This window comes from Kitasatospora sp. NRRL B-11411 (assembly GCF_000721345.1).
GTDB lineage: Bacteria > Actinomycetota > Actinomycetes > Streptomycetales > Streptomycetaceae > Kitasatospora > Kitasatospora cineracea.
This window is the reverse complement of record NZ_JOGH01000100.1, coordinates 1-9,132: the sequence shown is the minus strand read 5'-3', so window position 1 is coordinate 9,132 and position 9,132 is coordinate 1. Positions and strand designations below refer to the sequence as shown.

The 9,132-nt window shown below is 77.1% G+C and carries 5 protein-coding genes; all 5 read left to right on the top strand.

Going from position 1 to position 9,132, the window contains the following annotated elements:
• Nucleotides 1-106: 106 nt before the first annotated feature.
• Nucleotides 107-3,010, top strand: coding sequence for an AfsR/SARP family transcriptional regulator (locus IH44_RS0130670; RefSeq protein WP_030463034.1), 2,904 nt, complete (start codon nt 107-109; stop codon nt 3,008-3,010).
• 278 nt (nt 3,011-3,288) lie between these two features.
• Entirely contained in the window at nt 3,289-3,921 is a 633-nt protein-coding gene (locus IH44_RS0130665; RefSeq protein ID WP_030463033.1) for a hypothetical protein, read from the top strand.
• Nucleotides 3,922-4,025: 104 nt separating this feature from the next.
• Nucleotides 4,026-5,891 (top strand): hypothetical protein, encoded by a 1,866-nt coding sequence (locus IH44_RS43230; protein WP_030463032.1) that lies wholly within the window; start codon nt 4,026-4,028, stop codon nt 5,889-5,891.
• Between the two features lie 18 nt (nt 5,892-5,909).
• Nucleotides 5,910-6,911 (top strand): WXG100 family type VII secretion target, encoded by a 1,002-nt coding sequence (locus IH44_RS0130655; RefSeq protein WP_030463031.1) that lies wholly within the window; start codon nt 5,910-5,912, stop codon nt 6,909-6,911.
• A gap of 6 nt (nt 6,912-6,917) precedes the next feature.
• Nucleotides 6,918-9,132, top strand: a 2,215-nt coding sequence (locus tag IH44_RS46805) for a hypothetical protein (protein WP_030463030.1), incomplete at its 3' end; no start/stop codon positions are given.

Sequence of the window (9,132 nt, the reverse complement as noted above, 5' to 3'; positions counted from 1 at the left end):
CACCGTGGCCGTCCGGCGGGGCACTGCGGCGGGCCCGGTGGTATGCACCGGATAACGACCGGATAGCCTCCCTCACCGAACAATGCACCACAGTGGGGGGTATACGGTGAAATTCCGGCTGCTCGGGGCAGTTGCCGCGGACGGAGCCGACGGCGAGCTCCGGCTCGGTCCGGAGAAGCGGCGCAGTCTGCTCGCCCTCCTGCTGCTGCGCCGCAACCGCGCGGTGTCCGTCGCCCAGCTCACCGAGGCGCTCTGGGTCGACGAACCGCCCGCCAACGCCCGTACCGTCGTGCAGAGCCACATCTCCCGGCTGCGCGCCCTGCTCGCCGAGGCCGGGGCCGACCGGCACGGCGTCGGGCTGACCACCGCGGGCGACGCCTACACCCTGTGCCTGCCCGAAGGGCTGCTCGACGTCGAGCAGTTCGACGCGCTGGTGGCCGCCGCCCGCACCGAGCAGCGCTCCACCGAGGTGGTCGGCGCCCTCGAACACGCCCTCGGCCTGTGGCGCGGACCCGCCCTCACCGGCACCGTCCCCAGCGCCCCGCTGGAAGCCTGGCGGCAGACCCTGGAGGAGAACCGGCTCGCCGCCGTCGAGACCCTCGCCGACCACCTCCAGCGGCTCGGCGAACCCGCCCGCGCCGCCGAACTGCTGCGCGCCGAGACGGTCGCCCACCCGCTGCGCGAGTCGCTGGTCTCCGCGCTGATGCTCGCCCTGTTCCGGGCCGGCCGGCAGTCCGACGCCATCACCTGGTACCACCGCACCCGGGAGTCGCTGGCCGACCGCCTCGGCGTCGACCCCGGCCGGGCCCTGAACGCCGCGTACGAGCGGATCCTGCGCGGCGAGGGCGCCGCGGCCGCGGCCGCCGGGGCGGACCACGCCGCCGGAGCGGACCACGCGGGCGGAGCGGACCACGCCGGCGGGCCCGCCGACACCACCGGGCCCGCCGCGGTGCCGGTCGGGGTGCCCGGCATCCCCGTCCAACGGGGCCGGCTGCGGCCGACCGCGCCCGGGCCCGTCGCCCCGGCGCCCACGCCCGTGCTCTCGTCGGCCAAGGCCCCGGAGCGGGCCGCCGCCGAGCTGCCCGCCGTCGACCTGCTGCCCCGGCCGCCGCGCGGCTTCTACGGCCGGGGCGCCGAACTCGCCGCCCTCGGCGACGCGTTGAGCACCGGGCCGGACGGCGCGATCGCGCTGGTCACCGGCCCGGCCGGGGTCGGCAAGACCGCGCTCGCGCTGGACTGGGCGCACCGGCACGGCCACCGCTTCCCCGACGGCGTGCTGTTCGCCGACCTCGGCGGGTTCAGCGACCGCCCCGACCGCGAACTCGGCGACGTGCTGGCCGAGTTCCTGGCCGCCCTCGGCACCGCCCACGAGGACCTGCCGCCCACCCTGGCCGGCCGCGCCGCCCTCTACCGGCGGGCCACCACCGGCCGCCGGCTGCTCGTCCTGGTCGACAACGCCCGCGAGTCCGAGCAGGTCCGCCCGCTGCTCCCGGCCGGCGCCGACTCGGCCGCGCTGGTCACCAGCCGGCACCGGATGCTCGGCCTGGTCGCCTCCGAACTCGCCCGCCCCGTCCCGCTGTCCGTGCTGGGCCCGGAGGAGTCCTCGGCGCTGCTGGCCCGGGTGCTCGGCCCGGCCCGGATCGCCGCCGAACCCGAGGCCGCCCGCGAACTCGCCGACCTGTGCGACGGGTTGCCGCTCGCGCTGCGGATCGCCGCCGCCAAGGCCGCCGCCGACCCGCGCCGCGGCCTGGCCGCCGTCACCGAGCAACTGCGGCACGAGCAGCGCCGGTTGAACCACCTGGCGGCCGAGGAGATCAGCGTCACCAGCGCCCTGCGGATCTCCTGCGAACAGCTTCCGCCCACCGCCGCCCGGCTGTTCCGCGCCCTCGGCCTGCACCCCGGCCCGATGGTCGACGCCTACACCGCCGCCGCCCTCGCCGACCTCGAACACCCGGACGCCGCCCAGGCGTTGGAGCAGCTCGCGGCCACCCACCTGGTCACCGAGACCGACGCCGAGCAGTACACCCTGCACGACCTGGTCTGGCTGTACGCCCGCCAGCTCGCCGCCGAGACCTCCCGCGCCGAGCAGCGCACCGCCCGGGCCCGGCTCGCCGACCAGTACCTGTACGCGGGCCTGGCCGCCGCGCAGTGCGCCGAACCCGGCAGCAAGCCGTGCTGCGAACCGCCCGCCGGCAGCCACCGCCCGCGCGCCGTACCGGAGTTCACCACCATCGGGGACGCCCTGCACTGGATCGGCGCGCACCGCGAGACGCTCGCTGAGGTGATCGCCACCGCCACCCCCGAGCGCACCTGGCGGCTGGTGCTCACCCAGTGGCCGCTGATCCTGCGCCGGGTCCGCGACGGCTGGGTGCCGCAGCTCCAACTCGCCCTGGAGGCCGCCGTGGAGGCCGGCGACCTGGACGGCGAGAGCCAGGTCCGGGCGCTGCTCGGCTGGGTCCTGGTCTCCAACCGCCGCCTGCACGAGGCCGCCGCCTGCCTGGCCCCCGCCGCCGAACTCGCCGCCCGGGCCGACAACCAGGTCGGCCGGGCGATCGCCCTGATCAACCTGGCCGCCGTCCACTCCGAACTCGCCGACCACGCCGCCGCCGGAGCCGGACTCGCCCAGGCCCTGGAGATCGCCCTGGCCGCCGACCACCCGCACACCACCGCCCTCGCCCTGCTCAACCTGGCCCGCCACCACCTGGGCACCGGACGCCCCCGGCCCGCCCTCGACCACGCCCTGCACGGCCTCGCGCTGAGCACCGGCACCCACTCCGACCCGCGCCGCGTCCTGCTGCACACCACCGCGGGCGAGGCGCTCTCCGCGCTCGGCCGCCACCCCGAGGCCCGGGCCCGGCTCGGCGCCGCCCTCGCCGAGGCCGAACAGGTCGGCCACGACGAGGCCACCGCCGAGGTCCTGCGCGCCCTGGCCCGCGCCGAGGACGCCGCCGGACACGGCCACGCCGCCGCCGCGCACCGCCTCCGGGCCGACCTGCTGTCGCCCGTCTGACGCCCCGTCAACCGACCCCGCGCCGGGCGTGATCCGCGTCACGCGCCGCCCTGACAATGGAACGTTAACCAGGCGCAGCCGAAAGGCAAACGCCCCTCGGGAGGATGGCCGCACGGCAGCGCGGACCCGCCCGGCCGGCCCCAGGCGCGTGCACGGCTCCGGCCCACCCGACCCCGCCCGACCGGACCGGCCCCCGGCACTCCGCCGCCGAACGGACCGTACGGACCGCACCGGCGGTCCGCGGTCCCATCGGACACGGACAACCCTGGAGGGGCGCGGTGGCGGGCGAGACGGTGCAGATCGACCTCGACGAGGTGCAGGCGGCGGCCAAGACCATCGCCGGACTGCTCGACGAGCTGAACGGCCCGATGAACCAGCTCGAGGCCAAGGTCAAGCAGGTCCAGGACAAGGTCTACGGCAGCGACCTGCTCGGCAAGTCCCTGATCGGCGACACCTCCGGCATCGGCGGCCTCGGCACCCACCAGACCCAGGTCCTGGAAGGCATCCGGGAGTTCCTGCGGAACGCCGCCGCGGTCGCCGCCAACCTCCAGACCATGGCGGCCCGCCACCAGAGCGTCGACGAGGAGCACGCCGCCGACCTGCGCCGGCTCAGCACCGAGGCCGGCGGCACCGGCGCCACCGCAGTGGACGCCGTCGCCAGGACGCAGCCCGCCGTGCCGCTGTCGGCGCCGCTCGCCCCCGCCGTGCCCGCGTCCGAAGGGGTCCCGGTCTCCGCCGAGGTGCCGTCCGTCCCGGCCGGCCAGCCGGTCTCCGCACCCGCCCCGGCCCCGGCCCCGGCGCCCGGCATCGGGTACCACGACCCGACCGCGCCCGACCTCGACTACAACAAGCCCGCCCCGCCCTCCGAGGTCCACTCGGGCGGCGGAGGCGGCCAGCGCAACTACATCTGACGCCCGGTCACCCCGCCGCGCCCTGCGCCCCCGCGTCCCCGCGTCCGCCCTGCTCAGTCCTGCCCCGCTCCGCTCCCCGTCCGCGCCCGAGAGAGCCGCCCGCCATGATCCTGCTGCCCGCCGAACTCGCCGACGTGCTCAAGACCGTCCAGAACAACGAGAACGGCAAGGACATCTTCTTCCCCGACGGGAACGAGGACCTGATCGCGGACCTCGCCGCCGCCTGGGACCGGTGGAACGAGGCCGCCGACGGCCACGTGCAGGGCATCGTCCAGGCCGCCCAGCGGGCGATGGCCAGCATGTCCGGCCCCGCCGCCGACAGCTTCGCCCAGTACCTGCAGAAGTTCGCCTCCGGGGCCGGCTCGCACGTCGCCACCACCCTGCAGGCCGGGCAGGCGATCGCCCAGAGCCTGCACGGCGCGGTGCAGGCCGTGACCGGCACCAAGAACGAGATGATCCGCGAACTCCAGTACGCCAAGGAGTACATGGCGTCCCACCCGGCCGGCAAGAAGAGCGACATCGCCCAGTCCGAGGGCGTCAAGCAGGCCGCGGCGGTCTACCACCAGTACATCGGCCAGGTCGGCAGCAACGTCGACGGCATGCTCCGGCAGAGCGCCGGCCACATCACCGACATGACCGGCATGGCCAAGACCTGCGCCCTCAACAGCAGCAACGGCGGCGGCGCCGGTGCGGGCGGCCCCGCCGGCGGCCCCGGCACCGGCCTGGACGGCCTCACCCCGCCCCCCGGCGCGGACGGCGGCGCGGGCAGCGGCCCCGGCGGCAGCGGCGCGGACGCCGGTGGCCTCGGCTCCGGGGCGGGCAGCGCCGGGGCGGGCGGGCCCGGCGGCCTCGGTCCGCACAGCGGCGGCGCGGGCCTGGGCAAGGGCAAGACGCCCGCGATCCAGCCGTTCAAGCCGCTCACCCCGGCGATGCCGACCGTCCCCGACTTCACTTCCGGCAGCGGCAAGCTGCCGGTCTACTCCCCCCTCCCGCTCAGCCCAAGTGGGGGGCTGAGCCTGGCCGGCCTGTCCGGGCTGGACACGGGCAGCGCGCTCGGCGGGGGCTCCGGCTCCGGCGCGCTGTCCCCGTTCGGCGGCGCGGGCGGCGGGGCGGGGGGCGGGGCGTTCGGCCTCGGCGGCAGCGGCAGCGCACTGGCGGGTGGGACCGCCGGCGCCGCCGCCAACGGCCTCGGCGGAGCCGCCTCCGCCGTCGGCCGGACCGGAGCCGGACTCCTCTCCGCCGCCGGGTCCGGACGTGGGGCCGGACCCGGCGGCACCGCCGCCGGAGCCCACGGCCCCGGCGGCATGGGCGGCGGCGGACGCGGCGGCGCCGGCAAGGACGGCAAGAAGGGCAACCGCTTCCTCAGCCCCAGCCGGTTCGGCGCCGAGATCGAGGACGAGGACCTCCCGAAGACCGACCGCGGCATCCTCGGCCAGGCCGCCGAGACCGACCCGCGCGACCGCAAGTGGCAGCAGGCCCGCCGCCGCTGGCTCGACGACGCCCGCGCCGACGGCGCCCTCACCGACCCCGGGACCGAAGCCGCCCCCGCCGAGACCCCCGTCACCCCCGCCAGCGAGAACGACGCCCTCGCCCTGCTGGCCGGCGTCCTGCGCGGCACCGACGGCACCGACGACGCCGACGGCACCGCGGGCGACGGCCCCGCCGGCCCCGGCGACACCGCGACGGCCGTCGGCGGCGAAGGCGCCAGGACCCAGGACGCCACCACCCAGGCCGCCGACCGCGACGACGCCTACCTCGACCGGGCCAGGACCGCCGCCGCCCGCCGCGGCCACCCCGACGCACCCGCCGTACCCGACGCGGCCACCACCTCCGCCGCGTCCACCACCCCGGCCACCCCGACCGCCGCCGCCGAGGCCAAGCCCGCACCCATCCGGGAGGAAGGCGGCTACCAGGTCCCCAGCCCCTTCCTGCGCGCCGCCCTCACCCGCCTCGCCGCCCCGACCGACTGAACCAGCAGAGGACCCCCCATGACCACCGACGAGCCCGCCTGGTTCACCACCCCGGCCCACACCGCCCGCCACTATCCCGAAGGCACCGTCCCCGCCCAACCCGTCCTGCCCGACGGGGTGGAACCGGCCCGGATCGGCACCGTCCTGCCCGACGGCACGTTCCCCGCCTACACCGCGCGGTCGTCCGCGGAGGGGGTGCCTGCGGAGTTCGGTGAGCGGACGTTCCCGGCGTACCAGAACAGGGTGCCCGCCGAGCAGGGGGTGCCTGCGGAGTTCGGTGAGCGGACGTTCCCGGCGTACCAGAACAGGGTGCCCGCCGAGGAGGGGGTGCCTGCGGAGTTCGGCGAGCGGACGTTCCCGGCGTACCGGGCCGGGGTTCCGGCGTCGGAGGGGGTGCCGCTCAGGGCCGCTGACGGGACGGTCCCGGCCGAGCAGGTGGGCCGGGCGGCGTCGGAAGGGGTGTTGGCGGACCGGGCCGGGACGGTGCCCGGGGTGGCGAAGGAGACGGGCGCCGTTCCGGCGGGCACGACGGTGACGCCCCGTCAGCCCGCGGGCGCCGTGGCCAAGACCGCCGGGAGCGCCGGGAGCGCGGGGAACGCCGGGGCGGGCTTCCGGGTCGACCCCGCGCAGTACCTGGCGGCGGTCTCACCGCTGCTCGCGGCGTCCGAGCAGGTGGCCGCGCTGAGCAGTGCGCTGAGCGGCTACCTGCCGTCGCTGGAGTCCCAGAACCCCTGGGGCAACGACGACTCCGGCAAGAAGTTCGCGGAGGGGGAGAAGGGCTACCTGAGCTACAGCCACGACACCCTGGCCGTCCTCAAGGAGTTGTCCGGCGACCTGAAGACCATCGCGGACGGCCTGAAGGCCATGGGCCAGAGCTACCAGGACGCGGACTCGGCGATCACCGCCGACTTCGGCGGCCAGGACCAGGGCGCCGCCCCGCTCCCCCCGGCGCCGTCCGCACCCCGTCCCCCCGTGCACGTCCCGATGACGCCGCACCTCACCCAGAGCGGAAGGCACTGACCCACGATGGCCACCGAACTCCCGGAACCGCTCCAGTGGGTGCTCCTGCTGCTCGCGGGCTGCCGCTGGCCCGAGGCCGACGAGGACCAGCTCCGCGACATGGCCGAGCACTGCCGCAAGACCGCCGAGGGGCTGAAGGACGCCTCGCGGGGGGCCGACAGTGCGATCAAACGCGCCCTGGACGGCCAACAGGGAAACGCCGCCCAGTCGTTGGGCGCGTACTGGGTGAAGTTCTCGGTCGGCAAGGGCACCGAGAACGAGCCCGGCCGGCTCGGCGGCGCGGTCAACGCGCTCAACGGCATGGGCGACATGCTCGAACAGATGGCCAACTCGGCCGAGACCGCGAAGATCCAGATCGTCGTGCAACTCGGCATCCTGGCCTTCGAGATCGCCACCGCCGAGGCCGAGTCGGTGGTCACCGCCGGGGCCTCGATGCTCCAGGTGCCGGTGATGATCCAGACCCAGCGGCAGATCGTGCTCGGGATCCTGAAGAAGCTCGCCACCGAGATGATCACCATGGCGGCCAAGCAGGCCGTCCAGATGGCCGCCATCAACCTGCTCGCCCAGGGCATCGAACTCGCCGAGGGCCACCGCAAGAGCATCGACATGAAGGAAGTCGGCCAGAACGCCCTCGGCGGCGCGATCGGCGGCGCCACCGGACACCTGCTCGGCGCGGGCATCGGCGGCATCGGCAAGAAGCTCGGCGCGGAGGCCGCCCTCGGCTCCACCGTCGGCAAGATGGCCACCGGCGCGGCCGTCGGCGTCGGCGCGGACGCCCTCACCCAGCTCATCACCACCGGCGAGGTCGACACCTCCTCCCTGCTCGGCTCCGGCCTCTCCGGCGGCGCGGGCGTCGGCCTGCACGCGGCCGGCGCCGCCGCCAAGGCCCACGCCAACGCCCCCAAGCCCGGCGAGGGCCCGCACCTCGACATCCCCGGCCCCACCGCCCCCGGCACCGGCGGCCGCCAGGACGGCCCCCCGCCGTCCTTCACCAAGCCCGACTCCGCCCCCACCGGCGAGAGCAGCTACCACGGCCCGGAGGGCAACAGCAGCACCGCCACCGCCAGCGGCACCGGCACGGGGGGTCCCGGCCGCCACGACGCGCCGCCGTCCTACGCGGAGGCCACTTCCGGCACCGGCCGCCACGACGCGCCGCCGTCCTACGCGGAGGCCACTTCCGGCACCGGCCGCCACGACGCGCCGCCGTCCTACGCGGAGGCCACCTCCGGCACCGGCCGCCACGAGACCCCGCCGGCCTCCACCGAGTCGCCGTCCGGCGCCGGCCGTCACGACGCGCCCACCGAGCCCGGCCGCCACGAGGCCCCGCCGTCGTACGCGGAGGCGACGGGCCGTCAGGAGGCGCCGCCCTCCCGCCTGGAGACGGCGGGCGGCTCCGGCCGTCATGAGGCCCCGCCGTCCTACGCCGAAGCGACGGGCCGTCACGAGGCCCCGCCCGTCCACCCCGAGACGACCGGCAGCACGGGCGGCCACGACGCGCCCACCGGCTCCGGTCGCACCGCCGACGCGCCCCTGCCGCACGAGACCACGGGCAGCCACGCGGGCACGTCCGGCGCGCACGAGCCGTCGCCCCAGCCCGCGGCGAGCGTCCGCCCGGATGCCCAGCCCGTCCACGAGACGAACGCGGGGCACGGCGGCCCGCAGGAGCAGCCGTCCCGGCCGTCCCCGGCGGAGGTCCGTCAGGAGAGCGTCCCGTTGCGGGAGTCGGGGGCCGACGCCCCCCAGGCCGGTGCCGCGCACACGTCCGGCGCCGTGCCGGGCGGCGGGACCGGCTCGGTGCCCAACCTGGCGGGTGCCACGCACATCGACGGCGGCTCCCGGTTGGCGGGTGCCGGGGCGACGGCGGTCCGGCCGACGCCGTCCGACGGGGCGTCGACGGCGGGACAGCCGGTACCCGCCGGTGACCAGGTGCCCCCGGCGGGAGCCGGTACGCAGCAGGCGCCGGTGCAGATGCCGATGACGGGCGGCCTCGGAACCGCCCCGACGGGCGGCGGCGCCCACTCCGGCGGCGGCAGCACCGGCGGACACCAGCCGCCGCGCCCGGCCACGTCCGGCCCGGTCACGCCCGGCCCGGTCCGGCCGTCCGGCGCCACCGAGCGCCCGTCCGGCGGAACGATCCGCACGGACGCGGAACGCCCCGCCCGCCCGGAGACCCCCGCCCCCGCCCGCCCGGAGACCCCCGCCCCCGACCGCCCGTCCACCG

Bases quoted from the DNA above. Each gene is read 5' to 3' on its own strand.
- IH44_RS0130655 (WP_030463031.1), top strand. From the start codon at position 5,910: ATGACCACCGACGAGCCCGCCTGGTTCACCACCCCGGCCCACACCGCC.
- IH44_RS43230 (WP_030463032.1), top strand. From the start codon at position 4,026: ATGATCCTGCTGCCCGCCGAACTCGCCGACGTGCTCAAGACCGTCCAG.